At 69.4% G+C, this 20,701-nt stretch carries 1 protein-coding gene; it reads right to left on the bottom strand.

Going from position 1 to position 20,701, the window contains the following annotated elements; translation table 11 throughout:
• Positions 1–16: 16 nt before the first annotated feature.
• Positions 17–20,677: a hypothetical protein gene (locus tag TEF_00080; protein ANK79358.1), complete on the bottom strand. Its 20,661-nt coding sequence runs from the start codon at positions 20,675–20,677 to the stop codon at positions 17–19.
• Between the last annotated feature and the right edge of the window lie 24 nt (positions 20,678–20,701).

Consider the following 20,701-nt stretch of genomic DNA (forward strand, 5'->3'; position numbering starts at 1 on the left):
TGTCACGCGGCGGGCATCACGGCTCCAGCTGCCCGCCGCCGAAGGATTGCAGATCGGCCTCGGCGACCGTCGCGCCGTTGGTGTCCGCGATCACCTGATAGCCCGCAACGGCCACGTCATTGTCGAAGATCAGGTGCTGGCCGTCGAAGATATAGGCCGACCCTGCCCCGACGCCCGAATTGGTGCCGTCATAGGCCGCGCCGATCGTGGCGAACGTCGCCGTCAACCCGACCTCGTCGAAACCGCCCTGGCCGGTGTCGAACAGGAAGGCGTCCGTACCGCCGTCTGCGGTACCGGTGAAATCGTTGATCAGGTCGACCGACACACCGGCCGCCGCGACGGTCTGGTTCGCCGCAACCACCTGCAGATCCGCCGTGGACAGGTACTGGAAGAAGTCGGCCCCGTCGCCGCCGGTGAGATCGTCCGCCCCGGCGCCGCCTTCGATCGCGTCGTCGCCGGCTCCGCCATTCAGGGTCTGGGCACCCAGACCGCCAATCAGGACGTCGGATCCCAACCCGCCGAAGAGCTGGTTCGATTCGTTGTCCTGACCGACAATCGTGTCCGCGAAGTCGGAGCCGATGACGTGCTCGATGCTGGTCAGGGTGTCGGTCGCGCCGCCGCCATCGATGCCGAAGTCGGACCCCAGATCGACATCCACGCCTGCCGTCTCGCCCGAATAGTCCACGAAGTCGCCGGTGACGCCGCCAACGCCGCCGTCGAGCAGATCGCCGCCCGCCCCGCCGATCAGCGTGTCGTCGCCACCGCCGCCGGAGAGCTGGTCATTGCCTGCGCCGCCGTCCAGCACGTTGTCGGCCCCGTCGCCGGTGATCGTGTCGGCGGCGCCCGAGCCGACGACGTTCTCGATCTGCAGCACCACGTCGGTTTCGCCGGCGATGCTGTCGAACGCCGTCCCGGCCACGAGATCGATGATCATCGGCCCCGCATTGAACGAGAAGATGGCGGTGTCGATGCCGGCGCTGCCATCCAGGGTATCGACGCCCGCGCCGCCGTCCAGCGTGTCGTCGCCGCCCAGTCCCTGCATGCTGTCATTGCCCGCGCCGCCGGACATGCTGTCATTGCCAAGCCCGCCGGTGATCGTGTCGGTGCCATCGCCGCCGAACAGGCTGTCGTCGCCGTCGCCACCGCCGATGATGTCGATGCCGCCATTGCCGAGCAGCAGGCTGCCGGAGGCAGCGGCCACCAGCGTGTCGCCGAAGGCGGAACCGCTGGCGTTCTCGACGCCGGTTAGGGTGTCGGTTAAGCCGCCGCCGTCCGTCGCCGTCCCGGTTGCAAGGTTCACGCTGACGCCGTTCGCATCGTCGAAGTAGCTGACGAGATCCGCGCCCGCGCCGCCGATGATGGAGTCCGCGCCAAGGCCGCCGACCAGCGTGTCGTCGTCGTCGCCGCCATCCAGCGTGTCGTCGCCATCCCCGCCGTCGAGCTGGTCGAAGCCCGAGCTGCCAAAGATGGAATCCGCGCCATCGCCGCCATCGAGCAGATCATTCTCGCTGCCGCCGTCGATTGTGTCGGCGCCGAGCCCGCCGGTCACCGTATCGTTGCCGAAGGAGCCGTCGAGGAAGTCGTCGCCCGCGCCGCCGTCGACGGAGTCGTCATCGAGGCCGGCGTTGACCGAGTCGGCCCCGTCGCCGACGAGGATGGTGTCGTTGCCGGCGCCGCCGGACACCGTGTCGTTGCCAAGCGCCGAGGTAAGAACGTCATCGCCGCCGCCGCCGTCGATCACGTCGGCGCCGCCGGAACCGGCGTTCAGCGTGTCGTTGCCAAGGCCGCCGTTCAGCGTGTCGTCCAGCGCGCCGCCGGCGAAGAGGTCGTTGCCATTGCCGCCGGTCAGGTCGGCGCGCTCGAAATTGATGAAGGTCTTCGCATTGCCGGTGCCGGTGAAGCCCGTCGCCACCGTGATGTCGGTCGCCGAGCCGTCCATGGCGATGTCGAAGTTGAAAGTCGGATCGCCCAGACCGTTCGGCTCGCTGAAATCGATCTGCAGCAGGTCGACGCCATCGCCGCCATCCATGGCGTCGCCATTCCCCGAACCGTTCGGATTGATCGTGTCGTCGCCGGCCCCGCCCGAGAGCGTGTTCAGGTTGTTCGAGCCGCCCAGAAGGAAGTCGTTGCCACCATTGCCGCGGAACTCGACCGAGGAGCCGCTGCCCAGCAGGGTGTCGTCGCCATCCGAGCCACGCACGGCCTGGATGTTCGAGAGATCCTGGGTATAGGCGGTCGCATTGATGACGACGTCGGCGATACCGGTCGACGCATCGAAGTTGACGGAGTCCACATTGGTGCGGTCATAACGGACCAGGTTGAAGCCGCCGCCGCCGTCGATGGTGTCATTGCCCTCGTCGGGGATGAAGCGGTCGTCGCCCGCGCCGCCCAGCATGGAATCGGCAAAGGTGCTGCCGCGCACTTCGTCGATGGCGGCGAAGATGTCGGTGCCGCCGTCGCCGTCGTCGCTGGTCGTGCCGGCGCCGATGTCGAGGCTCACGCCGGCGGCCGCCGTGATGTAGTCGAGCCGGTCGAAGCCGCCGCCGCCGGTGAAGTCGTCATTGCCGGCGCCGCCGCGGAACTGGAAGAACTCGTTGAAATCGATCAGGTCGGCGCTGACCGTGTCGTCGCCGGTGCCGCCGACCAGCATCAGCCCGCCGGTGATTCCGTCGATCAGGTTGACGCCTTCCAGCGTGTCCGTGCCGCCGGACTTCACGACCGTGCCCGAGATGTTGCCGATAGTCGCGTTTATGCCGACCGACTGGTCGTCGTAGAGCAGGGCGAAGAAGCCTTCGCCCGGCGCGATGAACTCGACCAGATTGCTGTCTGCGCCGGGCTGGATGATATCGCCCGAACCGTCGTTCGCACCGGGCCGGAGCGTATCCGCGCCATTGCCGCCGATCAGCGTGTCCTGCCCCGCGCCGCCTTCCAGCAGGTCGTTGCCGTCACCGCCGATCATGCTGTCATTGCCGGTGCCGCCGCGCAGCACGTCATCTCCGGCATTGCCGGTCAGGGTATCGTCGCCGGCATTGCCGAACAGCAGGTCCGTATCTGCTCCACCCGTCAGCGCATTGGCGCCGGCGTCGCCGGCCTGCGCCAGGCCCGTGGAATCGAGGCCGAAGAAGATGGCGATCTGGTCGTAGGAGACCGCACCGGCGTCGTCATAGCGGGTGGTCACGGCGATGTCGTCGAAGCCGTCGCCGTTGATGTCGCCGATCATGGCAACGCCCTGGCCGAGATAGATATTGTCCACCGGCGCAGAGGTGATGGTGACGCCGTCGGTGCCGTCGATCGTCGACAGGTCGAAGCTCGTCACGGGCACCGCCTCGCCGGGTCCGAAGATGACATAGGCCTCGCCGACATTGCTGTAGCTGCCGTAGTCGACGCCTTCGGCGCCGATGACGAAATCGGCTATGCCATCGCCGTTGAAGTCGCCGCCGCCATCGATCGAGGAACCCAGCCGGTCGCCCGCCGCGAGGCCGTCGAAGGACACGCCCTCGCCGGCCTGAAGATTGGTGAGGTCCGCCTGCGCGCCGGCGGCATTGGCGTTGCCGAACAGCAGGAAGACGCGGCCCTCATAGGTGTAGGAGCCGGATATGGCCGTCCCGGACGCGCTGATGAGGAAATCGTCGAAACCGTCGCCATTGACGTCGCCGGTCCCGGCAATGTTCGAGCCCAGATCGTCGCCGTTCTGGTTCTGTGTGAGCTGGAAGGCGTCGCCGTTGGCGATCAGGTTCTGGAGGTCGAGAGTGCCCAGCGGCTCGCTCTGGCCGAAGACAACGCTGACCGTCGGGGCGTAGAACGGTTCGCCGGCGAGATACTGGCTGAGGCCGATATCGTCGAAGCCGTCGCCGTTGAAGTCGCCGATGAAGCTCGCTTCGGTGCCGATATAGGAGGAAAACGCGCCGCCCTGGATGCCGATGGCGTCACCCGCGGTGACCAGCGAATCCATGGTCGCGCTGGCGGCGAAACCGCCGGCCTTGCCGAAGACGACGAAGACCTGACCGGCATTGCTGTAGGTACCGTAATTGTAGCGTTCGTCGGTGACGATCAGATCGTCGAAGCCGTCGCCGTTGAAGTCGCCGCCGCCGCCGATGCTGTAGGCGAAGCTGTCGAATGACGCCGAGCTGCCCGCCGTCACCTTGAAGCCGTTGGTCCCGTCGAGCCCGGCAAGATCGATGTCCTGGCCGAGGCCGTTGGCGTCACCGAAGACAACCGCCACCTGACCGTTGCCGCTGACGCTGTCGGTGTAGAAGCCCGGCACGGCGACAGCGAAATCGAGGAAGCCGTCGCCGTTCATGTCGCCGACCGAAGTGACATTGTAGCCGGCGTACTCGCCGCCGCCGGCGCCGCTGTCGAGGACGCCGATGGCGTCGCCGCCGGCGATCAGGCTCGATTCGGTATTGTCGAGATCGGGCGCCGCGTCGCCGAACAGGACGAACGATTCGCCATTGCCGCCATTGCCGAAGGGCGCACCGACCAGCGCGTCGTCCAGGCCGTCGCCGTTGACGTCGCCGACGCCGTCACCAGACTCGCCGAAGCCGGTATTGTTCTGGCTGCTGCCGACGAAGAAGCCGTTCGTGCCATCGATGTCGTCGACCGAGAACTGCGCCGTCGGCGTGAAGTCGAAGATGAAGTCACTGGCCGCCAGATCGGCGACCTGAACGTTCTCCAGCACCAGCGCGTCGTCGCCGTCGAGCTGGATGGTGGTGTTCGTGCCGTCGTCGCTGGAGACCCCCTGCACCTCGGCGAGGTTGCTGAAGCCGAAGGCGATCAGGTCGATGACGTCCGGGCTGCCGGAGCCGGCGGTGAAATCGGTAATGACGTTGTTCAGCCCGATGCCGTCGCCGACGATGAACAGATCATCGCCCGCGCCGCCGGTCATCGTCGTGCCCAGCCCGAAGGTCAGCGTGTCGTCGCCGGTGGTGCCCACCACGGCCTCGAAGCCGCTGACCGTCTCGGCGTTGCCGCTGCCGTCATTGGCCACCGCGCCGGTGGAGAGATCGACTACCGCCGGCTGCAGGCCGGGCGAGAAGTCCAGCGTGTCGCTGCCGAGCCCGCCGAAGAGCGTGTCGACGCCATCGCCGGAGAAGACCAGGTCGTCCCCGTCGCCGCCGAAGACGATGTCGTCGCCGCCATTGCCGAAGGCGCTGCCGCCGATGGTGTCGTTTCCGGCGCCGCCTTCCAGGGTGTCGTCGCCGTCATTGCCGAGCAGGGTGTCGTCGCCGCCCTGACCTTCCAGCCGGTTGGCAAACCCGTCGCCGGAGAGGGTGTCGCCGAACCCCGTGCCCACCAGCGCTTCGATACCCGAGAACGAATCCGAATCCCCGAAGCCGTCGGTCGCGCCGCCCAGCGAAAGGTCGGCGTTGACGCCCTGGATGACGCCGTCGTCGTCGAAGGCGACCTCGTCGAAGCCGTTGCCGCCGATGAAGGTGTCGTCGCCCGCGCCGCCCAGGAACTCGTCGTCGCCGTCGCCGCCGTCGAGCTGGTTGGCGTTGGCGTCGCCCTCGATCACGTCGTCCAGCGCGGTGCCGCGCACATGCTCGATATTGCTCAGCAGGTCGACATCGCCGAAGGCGTCGCGGCCGATTCCGACGGCCAGCGAAACGGCGACGCCGTTCTGCGCCTCGGCGAAGTTCGACTGGGCCGACGAATAGTCGATGGTGTCCTGACCCAGACCGCCGTCGACCACGTCGAAGCCGCCCATGGCGCGGATGCGGTTGTCGCCGTCATCGCCGGTGATGGTGTCGTCGAGGTTCGTGCCCCGCACCCGCTCGATGCCCGACAGCGTGTCCGTGCCGCCCGTGCCGTCGGTCGCGATGCCGGTCGCCAGGTTGATGTTCGCGCCCTCGAACGCGCCGCTGTTGAGGTAGTCGACCTCGTCGAACAGGCTGGCGCCGCCCTCGATGGAATCGTTGCCGCCGCGGGCGCGGAAGGTCTGGAAGTTCTCGTCGCCGATCAGCGTGTCGTCGAATTCGGTGCCCTCGACGCGCTCGATGCCGATCAGCGTGTCGGTGCCGCCGTCGCCGCCGGTGACGGTGCCGATGCCGCCGACGAAGGTGGCGTTGATCGCCGCGCCGGCGTTCTGGTAGCTGGCGGCGTCGAAGCCGCCGTCCTGGGCCAGCGCATCGCCGCCGTCGATCAGGTCGCTGCCCGCGCCGCCGTCGAATTCCTCGAAGAAGCTGTTGGCGCCGCCGGTCAGCGTGTCGTCGAAGTCGGAGCCGACGATCCGTTCGATGTTCAGCAGGGTGTCCGTATCGCCGAAGCCGTCAAGACCGATGCCGGTGAACAGATTGATATCGACCGCTGCGGTATCCTGGGAATAGTCGGCGGTGTCGAAGAACTGTGCGACGCCGTCAACATTGTCATCGCCGCCGTCCAGCGTGTCGTCGCCCGCCCCGCCGATCAGCACGTCGAGGCCGTCACGGCCCTCCAGCAGGTTGGCGTCGGCCGACCCGGTCAGCGTGTCACCCAGCTCGGAGCCGATGGCGCCTTCGATGTTGACCAGCGTGTCGGTGAAGCCGAACTGATCGACCGCCGTGCCCGCGCCGAGATCGGCGACGATACCCTGGATCTCGACGAAGGAGCCGGAGACCGTGCGGAAGTCCATGATGTCGAAGCCGAGGCCGCCATCGACGGAATCGTTACCCTCCAGCAGGCGGAAGCGGTTGTCGCCATCATCGCCGAGCACCGTGTCGTCGCCCTCGGAGCCGCGGATCCGCTCGATCCCGGTGAAGGTGTCGACGCCGTTGGTGCCGCCCTTGTCGGTATTGCCGGTGCCGCCCTGTCCATCCTGGGCGGACATGTCGACATTGACGCCGTCGAAGCCGCTGAAGGTGTAGTCGAGCTCGTCCGTGCCGCCGGCGCCGGCGACGGTGTCATTGCCGTTGCGGGTGCGGAAGCGTTCGAAGCTGGCGCCCGAGCCGAGGAAGGTGTCGCTGAAATTGGTGCCGCGCACCGCTTCGATGCCGGTCAGCGTATCGGTGTTGCCGAAGCCGTCGACGGCGGTGCCCGCGTTCAGGTTCACCGACACCGCGAGGGGATCGAGGCCGTAGTCGACCTGGGTGAACGCGCCGTTGGTGCCATCGATCACGTCGGCGCCGTCGCCGCCGAAGAAGGTCTCGTTCTCGTTGTTGCCGCCGCCGATCAGCGTATCGTTGCCGCTCGACCCGATGACGCGCTCGATGCCGGAGATGACGTAATTGCTTCCCAGGCCGTCGCTCGCCGTGCCCGCGGCCAGATCGACGGTCACGTTGAGACCGTGATTCTGGAAGCTCAGCCGGTCGTCGAACTGCTCGAAGCCGTTCAGGAAGTCCGTGCCGCCGTCGATGGTGTCGTTGCCGGCGGTGGCGAAGAAGAAGTCCGTGCCGTCGCCGCCGACCAGCACATTCGCGTTGGCGTCGCCGGTGATCGTGTCACCGAAGTCGGTGCCGAACACCGCCTCGAAGCCCTCGATCGTGTCCGTGTTCCCGAAGCCGTCGGTCGCGCGCTCCGTCGTCAGGTTCACCGTCACGCCCGACTGCCCGTTCGGATCGCCGGCGTCGCTGAAATAATCGACCGTGTCGAAGCCGTCGCCGCCGACCATGGAATCCGCGCCGTCCATACCGCGGAAACGGTTGTCGTTGGCGTCGCCGGTGAGCGTGTCGCCGAAGGCGCTGCCCCGCGCCCGCTCGACATTGCTGATCACGTCGATCGAGCCGGTGCCGTCGCTGGCCGTCCCCGCGCTGAAGTCGACATTCACGCCCGTTGTCGCCCCGGCGTTGTTGTAGTCGATCTCGTCGCTGCCGGCGCCGCCGTCGATGGTGTCCGCGCCGCCGCGGCCGCGGAAGCTGTCATTGCTGTCGCCGCCGGTCAGCGCATCGCCGAACCCCGAGCCCTCGATCCGGCTGATCTCGATCAGCGTGTCGGTATCGCCGAAGCCGTCGGTGACGAGGCCGGTCGCCAGGCTGGCGACGATGCCTGCCGGATCGTCCTGGTAGCTGGCGGCCGTGAAGCCGCGGACGCCGTCCAGCGTGTCGTTGCCCGCGCCGCCGACCAGCTCCTCGAAGAAGTCCTCGAAGCCGCCTTCGAGCACATCGTTGCCGTCGCCGCCGACGACGCGCTCGATCCGCGCGATCCGGTCCAGTTCCACGCCGTCATGGGCCGCGCCGAACTCCAGCGACACGATCAGGTCGTTGATCTGGTCGCTGAAGTCTGCGGTGTCGAAGAACTGGCGCACGCCGCCGACGAGATCGTCGCCGCCGTCGATGATGTCCGCGCCGTCGCCGCCCTGGATCGTGTCGACCCCGTCGCCGCCGATCAGCGTGTCGGCGCCGTCATTGCCGAACAGGGCGTTGCCGTTGTCGCTGGCGATCAGCAGGTCGCCCTGGGCCGAACCGGCGGCGGCCTCGATGCTGATGAGGATGTCCGTGCCGCCGAAGCCGTCGGTCGCGGTGCCTGCGCCGAGATCGACGGTGACGCCGGCGATGTCGTCGAAATAGTCGGCGGTGTCGAATCCGGCGCCGCCGTCCAGCGTATCGTCGCCGGCATCGCCGATGACCGTGTCGTTGCCGTCGCCGCCTTCGAGCAGGTCATTGCCGCCCTCGCCGGCGATATCGTCGTCGCCCGCCTCGCCCCGGATGGTGTCGGCGCCGTCGCCGCCGTCGGCGAGATCGCCGCCCGCGCCGAGCAGCAGCAGGTTGGCCGCCGCGTCGCCCTGGACCGTATCGGCGAAGTCCGAGCCGATGACGTTCTCGATCGCCGCCAGCGTGTCAGCGCCGCCGCCAGCGTCCGTGGCCGTCCCCGCGCCCAGATCGACCGTCACCGCGCCGGCCTCCTGCGCGTAGTCGACGACGTCCGTGCCGTCGCCGCCGACCATGGAATCGTCGCCCGCCGAGCTGACCAGCGTGTCGTCTCCGGCGCCCGCGTCGAGCGTGTCGCCGTCGTCGCCGCCGTCGAGCAGATCATTGCCCTCGCCGCCGTCGAGCGAGTCCGCTCCTGCGTCGCCGCCGAGAATGTCATTGCCGGCGCCGCCGATCAGCGTGTCGAGACCGTCACCGCCAAACAGCGCGTCGGTGCCCGCGCCGCCGTCGATCACATTGTTTCCGGCGTCACCGCCAATGCTGTCGTCGAAGTCCGAACCGGTGACGTTCTCGATGCCGATGAGCGTGTCCGCACCGCCGTCGCCGTCGTCGGACGCCTCTCCGATCAGGAGGTCGGCCTGGACCGCGCCGCTTGCCGCCGAATAGTCCGCCGTGTCGCTGTCCGCGCCGCCGTCCAGCGTGTCATTGCCGACGCCGCCCGCCAGGGTGTCATTCCCGGCCGCGCCAAGGAGCGAATCCGCCCCCGCGCCGCCGGCAAGGGAATCGTCGCCCGCGTCGCCGTCCAGGCTGTTGGCCCCGGCGTCACCCGAGATCGTGTCGTTGAAGGTCGAGCCCGTCACGTTCTCGACGCCGGTCAGGCTGTCCGTGCCACCGAAGCCGTCGGTCGCCGTACCCGCGAGGAGGTCCACCAGGACTGCGCCGGTGTCTTCGAAATAGTCCGCCGTGTCGATGCCGTCGCCGCCGTCCAGCGTATCGTCGCCGGCGTCGCCGATGACCGTGTCATTGCCCGCGCCGCCTTCGAGCAGATCGTTGCCGCCCTCGCCGGCGATATCGTCGTCGCCCGCCTCGCCCTGGATGGTGTCGGCGCCATCGCCGCCGTCGGCGGTGTCGTTGCCGAGGCCGAGCTGCAGCAGATTGGCCGCCGCATCGCCTGTCACGTCGTCGTCGAATTCCGAGGCGATGACGTTCTCGATCGCCGTCAGCGTGTCATTGCCGCCACCCGCGTCCGTGGCCGTGCCCAGACCGAGATCGACCGTCACAGCGCCCGACTCCAGGGCATAGCTGACGACATCCGTACCGTCGCCGCCATCCATGGAATCGTCGCCCGCCGCGCCGAGCAGGGTGTCATCGTCGGCGCCGCCCAGCAGCGTGTCGTTGCCGTCGCTGCCGTCGATCAGATCGTTGCCGGCGCCGCCCGACTGGATGTCCGCGCCCGCTTCGCCGAACAGCGAGTCGTCGCCCGCGCCGCCCTCGAGGGAATCGCCGTCATCGCCGCCCAGCAGGGTGTCGTTGCCGTCGCCGCCCGCCAGCGTGTCCGCACCCGCGCCCGCAACGATGGTGTCATTGCCGGCGGCGCCTTCCAGGCTGTTGGCGAGGGCGTCGCCGGTCAGCGTATCATCGAAAGCGGAGCCGATGACGTTCTCGACGGAGAGCAGCAGATCGGTGTCGCCTGCGCCATCGGTCGCCGTGTTGGCTGAAAGGTCCACCAGGACGGGGCCAGCATCGGCGGCGTAGCTGGCCGCGTCGACGCCCGCGCCGCCGTCGATGGTGTCGAACCCGGCGCCGCCGGTCAGCGTGTCGTCGCCGTCGCCGCCGTTCAGCGTGTCGTCATTGGCCTGGCCGTCCATGACGTCGCCGCCGCCGCCGCCTTCCAGCAGATTGCCGAGCGCACCGCCGGTGATGGTGTCGTCGAAGTTGGAGCCCCGGACGTTCTCGATGTTGGCGATCGTATCGCTGCCGCCATTGCCGTCGGTCGCCGAACCCGCGACCAGGCTGACCGTGACGCCCGCGGCCTCGTTCGAATAGTCGGCCTGGTCGATGCCGGCGCCGCCATCCAGGAGATCGTCGCCCTGGTCGCCGCGCAAGGTGTCGTTGCCGTCGCCGCCCAGCAGCGTGTCATTGCCGTTGCCGCCGCGTACGCGGTCGGCGCCGATACCACCGTCCAGCGAGTCGTCGGAGCTGCCGCCTTCGAGGCTGTCGTCGCCCGCGCCGCCGAACAGCGTGTCGTTGCCCGCCTGGCCCAGGAAATTGTCATTGCCGCCGCCGCCGGTGAGTTCGTTGGCCGCGCTGTCGCCGAAGATCGTGTCGGCGAAGGCGCTGCCCAGGATGTTCTCGATCCCGGTCAGGCTGTCGGCATCGCCATTGCCGTCGGTTGCGGACTCCGCGCCCATGTTGACGAAGATGCCCGCAGCGTCGGCGGAATAGTCGGCGAGGTCGGTGCCCGCGCCGCCCGCCAGCGTGTCCGCGCCGGCGCCGCCGGCCAGCGTGTCTGCGCCATCGCCACCCGACAGGTTGTTGGCATTGGCGTCGCCGGAAATGATGTCGTTGCCGGCCGATCCGGTGACGTTCTCGATCGACGACAGCGCGTCGGTCGCGCCATCGCCATCGTCGCTCGCCACGCCGGCGTCGAGATCGACGTTCACCGCGCCGGCCGCGCCGGAATAGTCCGCCGTGTCGGTATCCGCGCCGCCGTCGAGGGAATCGACCCCGCCGCCGCCGGCCAGTGTGTCATTGCCCGCGCCGCCGGTCAGCGCATCCGCGCCTGCGCCGCCGGTCAGCGAGTCGCCCGCCGCGCCGCCGGTCACCGCCAGTGCGCCGTCGGTTTCCGCGGAGCCGTCGAAGGTGAGCGCGCCGGTGGTCAGGCTGGCGCCGTCCACGGTCAGCGTCCCCGCCGCCGGGATGAAGCTGTCGGGCAGGGTGACGGTGAAGTTCGCGTCGGTGCCGAAGGCGATGTTCTCGAAGCCACTCGCATTGGCGAGGTCCGCCGCCGCAACCGCGCCGCCGCCCAGCAGAACGAGCGTGTCGCCCAGGATGTCGCTGGCGCCGCCGGCCAGCGTATCGCCCCCGTCCAGCTCGCCCACCGTCGCCCTGACGGCGTCGTCGCCAGCACCGGCGTCGACGGAATCCGCGCCCGCGCCAAAACTCAGGGTGTCGTCGCCGGCGCCGCCGGTGACCGTGTCGTCGCCCGCCGCGCCGTCGATGGAATCGGCGCCGTCGCCGCCTGCCAGGCTGTTGGCGGCGCCATCGCCGGCGATGGTGTCGTCGTCGCCGGTGCCGACGACGTTCTCGATGCCGACCAGCGTGCTGACGTCGCCATTGCCCAGCGTCGCGGTGCCGGCGACCAGGTCGACGTCGACGCCAGAAGCGATGCCGCTGAAGTCGGCGGTGTCCGTGCCGTCGCCGCCATCCAGCGTGTCCGCGCCCTCGCTGCCGCCGAGCGTATCGTCACCCAGCCCGCCGGACAGGCTGTTGTCCGCCGAATCGCCAGTGAGGGCGTCGGCCTGGTCGGAGCCGATGACATTCTCGACGCCCGTGATGACGTCCGAGCCGCCGCCGCCGTCCGTAGCCGTTCCGAGACCCAGGTCCACTGTCACGCCCGCGGCTTCGGCCGAGTAGTCCGCCGTGTCGACGCCGTCGCCGCCGTCCATGGAATCGTCGCCCGCGCCGCCGATCAGGCTGTCCGCGCCGTCGCCGCCCGAAAGCGTATCGGTTCCGTCGCCGCCGGAGATCGTGTCCGCGCCCGCGCCGCCGAAGATATCATTGGCCTGCACGTCGCCGGTGATCGTGTCGTCATTCGCCGAACCGATGACGTTCTGGATGCCGACGATCGTGTCGCTTCCGCCGTCGCCGTCGTCAAAGGCCGCCGCCGCCACCAGATTGATGTCCACAGCACCGGCCGCACCGGAATAATCGGCCGAATCCGTGCCCGCGCCGCCGTCCAGCGTGTCGGCGCCCGCACCGCCGGCCAGCGTGTCGTTGCCGTCGCCGCCCTGGAGGACGTCGTCGCCGGCCCCGCCCGCGATCGCATCGTCGCCGGCCTCGCCCTGGATGGTGTCGGCGCCCGCGCCGCCATTGGCGAGATCGTTGCCCGCACCGAGCTGCAGGCGGTTGGCCGCCGCGTCGCCCTGAACCGTGTCGGCGAAGCCGCTGGCGACCAGGTTCTCGACGGCGGTGATGCTGTCATTGCCGACGCTGGCGTCGCCCGAAACCGTGCCCGCGCCGAGATCGGCGGCGATGCCCGCGGTGGCGCTGGCGTAGGTCGCCGTATCCGCGCCGTCGCCACCGTCCAGCGTATCGTCGCCGGCGCCCGCGCTGGCGCCGGAGAGCGTGTCGTCGCCGGCCTCGCCGGACAGGCTGTCATTGCCGCCATTGCCGACCAGAAGATCGCTGCCCGCGCCGCCCAGCAGGGTGTCGGCATCGTTCGAGCCGGCCAGGCTGTCGTCATTGGCCGAACCGACCACCACTTCGAAATTGGCCAGCGCGTCGGTGCCGCCCTCGCCGTCGCTCGCGACGCCGGCCAGCAGATCGACTGCAACCGCGCCGCTCGCCGCCGAATAGTCGGCGGTGTCGATGCCCGCGCCGCCATCCATGGAATCGTCGCCCGCGCCGCCGATCAGCGTGTCATTGCCGCTGGTGACGTCGTTGATGACCGCGGTCGAGGTCTCCAGAGCCGGTCCGCCCAGCAAGAAGCCCGTATTGCCGTTCGCCGTCTCGTCGGCGGTGAACTGCACCGGCAGATCGTGGAACTGGTAGTAGAGCTCCAGCCCCGTCTCGTCGCCCACCAGCAGGTCGTCACGCGCCCCGGCGACCTCGGCGTCGGTGCGCGCCACGGACCACAGCCGTACCTCGTCCATCGCGCCGGTGTAGCTGGCGAAGGCGTCGTCCAGATTGCTTTCGCCCAGGAACAGCGGATCGGTGGTCGAGATGTCGACGCCGTCCAGCGACGAGATGTCGATCGTCTGATCCACCACCCCGTCGACCAGGATCGACATCAGCCCGTCGCGGTCGACGGTGACGGCGAAGTGCTGTGCCGTACCCGCCAGCGAGATCGCCGAACCGTCCAGCATGATCACATTGCCCGCGCCGTCGGCGATCCGGGCGTGGGAGATGAGCCCGCCCTGACCGTCGGCGACGAAGCCGAAGAAGAAGCCCTGCTCGAAGCCGGCCTGATCGGCGCGCATGTCGAGGACGGCCATGTCGGCCGAGACCCCGGGCGTGAGCCAGGCTTCGAAACTGAGGTCGGAGGTGCCGGAGACGCCTTCGAGGTTCGGCACGAACACGGCGTCGTCGACGCCGTCGAAGCCGAGCGCCTGGCCGCCGTCCGCCGGATCGTCGCCCAGCAGAAGGTCGTTGCCGGCGCCGCCCTCGATCAGGTCGTCGTCCGCGCCGCCGACCACGTCGTCATTGCCGTCGCCCGCCCGCAAGGTGTCGTTGCCGCCGCCGCCGGAGAGGAAGTCGGATCCCGCGCCGCCGTCTGCGCTGTCGTCGCCGAGCTGGCCGAACAGACCCTCGTTCCCGGCCGTGCCGGTCAGCGTGTCGCCCCCCGCGCCGCCGAACAGCGCGCCTTCGGCCGAACCGGCGTTCGCCGTCAGATCGTCGGCCTGGGCCGAACCCAGAACGGCCTCGATATTGGAAAGGACGTCCGTGCCTTCGCCGCTCGCGGTGCCGGCGGTGAGGTCGACGGTGACCGCCGAGCCCGCATCGGTGAAGTCCACGACGTCGAGATCCGCGCCGCCGTCCAGCGTGTCGTCGCCCAGCCCGCCGACCAGGGCGTCCTGGCCCGCGCCGCCTGCGACGGAATCGTTGCCGGCCCCGCCGTCGACGAGATCGGCGTCCGCGCCGCCGTCGATGATGTCGTTGCCGTCATTGCCGAACAGGGCGTCCTGATCGGCATTGCCGGCGAGCGTATCGTCGAGGCTGGTGCCGAAGGCGACGTCCTCGGAGCCGCCGCCGATCAGTTCGATCGCCGCATCGGTCTTCAGCGCCGCGTCGATCAGCAGGAAGCTGGTCGCCGCCGCCAGCGCCGAGGCGTCGACGATGACATTGCCGGAATTGCGCAGGGTGTTGTCGCGCAGCTCGACCGTCGTCTCGAGGTCGGAGACCAGGGTGAGGCGTTCGAAATTGCTCGTACTGGCAAGCTGATCGGCGGTGATGTCGCCGCCGCCCGAAACCTGCAGGTCGTCGGTGTCCGCGCCGCCGTCGAGGGTGTCGTTGCCGTCCAGGCGCGTCGTGTCGATCACGAATGTGTCGTCGCCCGCATCGCCCGTGGCGAAATGATCGCCGAAGCCGAAGGCCAGCGTGTCCGCGCCGTCGCCGCCAGCCACGGTATCGTTGCCCGCGACGGAGATGATGCTGTCGTCGCCGGCGCCGCCGGCCAGGCTGTTGAGATTGGCGTCACCGGCGATGGTGTCGTCATTGCTGGTGCCGATCACGTTCTCGATGCCGACCAGGGTGCTGACGTCGCCATTGTCCAGCGTCGCCGTACCGGCCACGAGGTCGACGTTCACACTGCCGACGCCGGCGGCAAAGTTCTGGAGCTGCGCCGCCTCTGTGGCCGACAGATCGGTGAAGAATCGGGATTCGAGGTTGTCGAGACCGGCGGCCTTGGCCTGCGCGGCGGCCAGGTTCGCGTTCTGCGCCGCGAAATGCATGATCGAGGCGGTTTCGCCGGGGTCGACCGTGAAGGTAAAGCCGATGGTGTAGTTGTCGTTGCCGTTGACCAGGCTGACGAGATCGGCCGACTCGGCGGCGCCGATCCCTTCGAAGTAGTGCAGCATGGTCGGGTCGAACCCGCCATTCCCGTCGCTCGAGTCGTCGGAAATGATGAACCGGTCGGTGTTGTCCGTCAGTGCGTCGCCGGAGCTGGTGTCGACCACGAAGGTGCCGCCGTCCGAGCCCAGATTGCCGGTGATCGTCAGGGTCACGGCCTGCTGCACGCCGGAGGTGTTGGTCACCGATTCCAGGAAGCGCGCGAAGCCCTCGTCGTCCGGCACGAAGAGCCGGCGGTTGAAGCTCAGCCCCGCAACCGATGTGTCGGCCGTGCCCTCGATGGTGCGCCCGTCGGCGCTGGCGAACAGGGTGCTGCCTGCGTAGGTGGTGCTGGCTCCGCCGAAGATACCGAAGGTGACGTTCTGGCCGTCATCATAGGCGTCGTTGGTGCCGTTGATGATCGAGAGATCCCGCTGGATATCCCAGAAGAAGCCTTCGCCATCGGTCAGGTTGACGAAGGTGCCGACATCCGTGGGCGTTGCGACACCGGCGCCGCCCGCAATTGCACCACCCTGAAGGGCGCTGAAGTCGGCGGTGTCCGTGCCGCCGCCGCCGTCCAGCGTGTCCGCGCCCGCGCTGCCGCCGAGCGTGTCGTCGCCCAGCCCGCCGGACAGGCTGTTGTCCGCCGAATCACCGGTGAGGGCGTCGGCCTGGTCGGAGCCGATGACGTTCTCTACGCCCGTGAGGACGTCCGAATCACCGGCCCCGTCGGTCGCGGTCCCCGCCGCGAGATCGACCGTCACGCCCGCGGCGTCGGCCGAGTAGTCCGCCGTATCGATGCCGGCGCCGCCGTCCAGCGTGTCGTCGCCCGCGCCGCCTTCGAGAAGGTCGTTGCCGTCATTGCCGGCCAGCGCGTTGGCGCCGGCGTCGCCCACCAGCTGGTCGCCGAAGGTCGAACCGGTCAGGTGTTCGACGCCGACATAGCTGTCAAAGCCGGAGCCCGCGTCCAGGCCGTTGCCCGCCGCCAGATCCGCCTGCACCCCGCCCGTGCTGGCGGAATGGTCCACAGTGTCCTGGCCCGCGCCGCCGGAGAAGGTGTCGTTGCCGTCGCTGCCCAGCAGCAGATCCGCGCCATCGCCGCCATCCAGGCTGTCATTGCCTGCGCCGCCGTCGATGGTGTCGTTGCCCGCGCCGCCGGAGACGCTGTCGCTGCCGCCGCCCGCGGCAATGCTGTCCGCGCCATCGCCGCCCACGAGGACGTTGGCCGCCGCGTCGCCGGCGATGGTGTCGGCGAAGGCAGAGCCGACGACATTCTCGATGCCGGTGAGCGTGTCCACGCCGCCGTCGCCGTCGTCGCTCGCCGCACCGGCGAGCAGGTCGAGGTCGATGCCGCCCGCCGCGCCGGAATAATCCGCCGTGTCCGTCTCGGTGCCGCCGTCGAGCACGTCGTTGCCCGCGCCGCCGATCAGCGTGTCGTCGCCGGCCGCGCCGGTCATGCTGTCGTCGCCGTCATTGCCGGTCATGGCGTCGGCGCCGTCACCGCCGGTGACAGTGTCATTGCCCGCGCCGCCATCGATCAGGTCGTCGCCCGCGCCGCCGTCGATGGAATCCGCGCCCGCGCCGCCGCCGACGAGGTCGCCGCCGTCTCCGCTCTGGATGATGTCGGACGCCGCCGAACCGTCGATCGAATCGGCAAAGGCGCTGCCGAGCACGCCCTCGATGTTCAGGAGCACTTCCGCGCCGATGCCGGCGCTGTTGGCGTCGCCATCAACCGAGGTGGCGAGACCTGTCGAGAGATTCACCGACACGCCCCCGGTCGCCGCCGTGTAGTCGGCGAAGTCCGTGCCGGCGCCGCCGTCCAGGGTATCGGCGATGAAGCCGCCGCCCGCCAGCGTCGGCGAATCGCCGCCGCGCAGCACGTCGTCGCCGGCGCCGCCTTCGAGCAGGTTGTCGTTGCCGTCGCCCGTCAGCGTGTCGGCGAAGTCCGAGCCGGCGACATCCTCGATGCCGCTCAGGCTGTCGGTCGCGCCGCCGCCGTCGGTGGCCAGACCGATGGAAAGGTCCACGGCGACGCCTGATGCGTCGCCGGCATAGCTGGCCTGGTCGAAGCCCGCGCCGCCGAAGAGCGAATCGGCCCCTGCGCCGCCTTCCAGGATGTCGTCGCCGGCGCCGCCGAAGAGCTGGTTCGCCGCCCCGTCGCCGGTGACGGTGTCGTCGTTGGCCGAGCCGATGACGTTCTCGACGCTGTTCAGGCTGTCGGTGGCGCCGCCGCCGTCGGTCGCCAGACCGGTCGACAGATTGGCCGTGACCCCCGCCGCATCGGCGGAATAGTCCGCCGTGTCGAGGCCCAGGCCGCCGAACAGCGAGTCCGCCCCGGCGCCGCCGGCCAGGATGTCGTCGCCGGCATTGCCGATCAGCTGGTTCGCTGCGGCGTTGCCGGTCAGCGTGTCTCCGAAAGCCGAACCGGAAACGTTCTCGATGCCGCTCAGGCTGTCCGTCGCGCCGCCGCCGTCGGTCGCCGCGTTGCCGGCGAGATCGACGTTCACGCCCGCGGCGTCTTCCGAATAGTCGGCCCGGTCGGAACCCGCGCCGCCGATCAGCGTGTCCGCGCCGCCGCGGCCCTGAAGCAGGTCATCGCCGTCATTGCCCTGCAGCACGTTGCCGTTGGCGTCGCCGTCGATGGTGTCGTCGAAGACCGAGCCCGAGACGTTCTCGATGCCGATCAGGACGTCATTGCCGCGCGCCGCGCCGTCGATCGCGGTGCCGGCGGCGAGATCGACCTCGATGCCGCTGCTGGTGCCGGTGTAGTTCGCCGTGTCGATGCCGTCGCCGCCGTCGAGGGTGTCGTCGCCCTGCAGACCGCTGAGAACATCGTTGCCGCTGCCGCCGACAAGGCTGTCATTGCCTTCGTCGCCCGACAGGGTATCGGCGCCGGACTCGCCCTGAAGCGTATCGTTGCCCGAACCGCCGGCAAGGCTGTCGTCCCCGCCCTGGCCGTTGACCGCGTCCGCGCCGGCGCCACCTGAAATGGTGTCGCCCGTTCCGGCCGCGCCGAACAGGCTGTCATCGAAACCGCTGCCGATCAGACCCTCTATGCCCGACAGCACGTCGGCCTGGCTCGTCGCAAGACCAAATGTCTGGGAGGAGAAGACGGTGTCACCGCCCTCGCCGGACAGCGTGACCGTGCCGAGCGCAGCCAGGAAGCCTTCCGCCTCACCGCTGAGATCCACGAAATCGACGCCCGCGCCGCCGGTCAGCGTGTCATTGCCGCCGAGGCCGGCCAGGGTGTCGTCGCCCGCGCCGCCGTTCAGCGCGTTGGCTGCAGCGTTGCCGGTGATGGTGTCGGAGAAGGCGGAGCCGAGGACGTTCTCGATCCCCGTGAGCGTGTCGGTCTCGCCGCCCGAGACCGCCGTGCCCGCGCCGAGATTGAGGTTTACCGCATTCGTCGTCGCGGTGAAGGCCGCCGTGTCCGAGCCGTCACCGCCATTGATGGCGTCCGCGCCCGCGCCGCCGATCAGCGTGTCCGCACCGGCCCCGCCGTTCAGCGTATCCGCGCCCGTGCCGCCGTCGAGGGAATCGTTGCCCTCGCCGCCGTTGAGCACGTCATTGCCGATGCCGCCGGCCAGGGTATCGTTGCCGCCGAGGCCGTTCAGGACGTCATTGCCGCCGCCGCCGTCGATGTTGTTGGCCGACGCGTTGCCGTTCAACGTGTCATTGCCGGCGGTCGGCCCCGTGGGCGGCGGAGCCACGACCTCTTCGTTGTTGTCGTCGCCGCCGTCATCGTCGCCCGGCCCCGCGCTGGCTCCACCACCGCCGCCGCCGGTGCCGCCGCCGCCGCCGCCCGAAGGCGGTGCGGTCGATTCCACCAGACTGTCGAAGCTGTCGCCGCCGCCGCCACCGGTTGTGCCGCCAGTGCCGGATGTCCCGCCCGTGGTCGAGCCCGATGTCGTGCCGAAGGAAGTGCTGCCGCCGCCGCCCGTGGTCCCGCCGGAATCGCCGCCGCTCGTGCCGCCGGAATCCCCGCCCGCATCACCGCCGTCGCCGGCCGCGTCGCCCCCGCCATCGCCCGGACCGCCTTCGCCGCCTGCCGGGCCCTCGTCAGGGGCGGCGGCATCCTCGCCGTCCGCAGAATCGCCGCCGTCACCGCCTTCGGAACCGCCTTCCGCCGGCGCTTCGGGGCTGCCGTCCTCGGCGCCCAGACCACCGTCTCCGCCTTCGGGACCACCGTCCTCGCCGCCGGAATCGCCTTCGCCGCTTTCCTCGCTGCTGGCTTCTTCCTCGCTTTCGCCCTCTTCCTCGCTTTCGCCTTCCTCTTCGCCTTCGCCCTCTTCCTCGCCTTCGGCTTCCTCTTCGCCCTCGCCCTCGGCTTCTCCTTCGGCCTCGCCCTCGCCTTCGCCCTCGGCAGCGGCGCCCGCATCGCTGCCGCCGCCGTCGCGGCTGTCATCGCCGCCATCGTCGTCGTCACGCCCGCCGCGCTCCACGCCGGGCGCATTCGGCAGGCTGTTCAGCGCGTCGGAGAAGCGGTCCTCGACCTCCTCGCGGCTCAGGATCCGGGGCGGCGTCGGCGCCTCGAACTGGCTGGAGGCGCTGGTCTGCTGGAAGGCCTGGCTGAGCAGAACGCCGCCGGCCTGGTTGGAGACGAAGACCGAGCCGGTCGTTCCCTCGTCGTCAGGCAGGTTGACGACTTCCGACTCCTCGCCCTCCTGCGCGCCACGGCCGGTGACGTAGGTGCCGCGGATACCGATGGTGAGCACGGGGGTCTTGACGGTGAGCGCGTCGTCGCCCGTCTTGGCCACCGCGCCGGAGACGAAGGAGAACGAGCCCTGAAGCACGTTGACGACCGCGTTGCCGGTGTTGGCCGCCGGGTCGTAGACGAAGTCGTCGAGGACCATCCGGGCGTCCTCGCCGACCGAGAAGGTCGTGTCGTCGACGAAGCGCAGGCCGACCGAGCCCTGGCCGCCGGTTTCGATGACGTCATCCTGGTAGACCGGATCGCCCGGCGAGAGTTGTACGCGGCTGCCGTCGGCGCGTGTGGCGAAGACCACGCCTTCCAGGGATTCGACGACGCCGATCGGCTCGCCGAGGTCGCCGCCGGCCTGGGCCAGGCCATCTGCGGCGGGGCCGGCGAGGATGGAAGCGAGATGGCCGGTGATCTGGGCGCCGCCCAGGGTGTAGAGGTCCGGCGGAGTCTCGGAAGCGAAGAAATTGACGACGAGAACCTTCTCGCCGTTCTGGCCGACGAGGATCAGATCCGGCCCCTGACGGACGAAGTCCGCCGTGAGCAGGAACGCGCCCTTGTCGATGACCAGGCTTGCCTTGCCCGACGCATCGAAGACAGCCGAAAAATCCTGCTGTCCCGCAAACCCGTCGGAAAGACGCGGCGGCAACTGGTCTCTGGTCATGTACCAAGC

It is taken from the genome of Rhizobiales bacterium NRL2 (assembly GCA_001664005.1).
Classification (GTDB): Bacteria; Pseudomonadota; Alphaproteobacteria; order Minwuiales; family Minwuiaceae; genus Minwuia.